This window comes from Belnapia mucosa, from assembly GCF_016775475.1.
In the GTDB taxonomy this organism is placed as follows: Bacteria; Pseudomonadota; Alphaproteobacteria; order Acetobacterales; family Acetobacteraceae; genus Belnapia; species Belnapia mucosa.
The window spans coordinates 1-247 of sequence record NZ_JAEUXJ010000135.1; the positions used below are offsets into that span (position 1 = coordinate 1).

Genomic DNA, 247 nt, shown 5'->3' on the forward strand with positions numbered 1-247 from the left:
GGCTTTTCGGGCACATAGGGTTCTAACTGTTCAATACTAGCTTTCATTCGGCTACCTCCTATAGGTTCTTAATTTCGGGCCGATCCTTATAGTCACTCATCTTACCTTCACGTTTAGCCAATTCTTGCTTAATCTGGTCAAAGCTGACGCCACGTTCGACCAACAACACTAAAACGTGATACAACAAGTCCGCCGTTTCATAAGTCAATTCGTCGTCACCAGGGTTTTTAGCCGCCACGATGACCTC

Annotated in this window: 1 protein-coding gene; it reads right to left on the reverse strand. The window is 45.7% G+C overall.

Annotated elements, in window-relative coordinates:
* Positions 1 to 58: 58 nt before the first annotated feature.
* A partial coding sequence (gene hisE, locus JMJ55_RS30670; RefSeq protein ID WP_202829376.1) for a phosphoribosyl-ATP diphosphatase occupies positions 59 to 247 on the reverse strand: 189 nt, incomplete at its 5' end.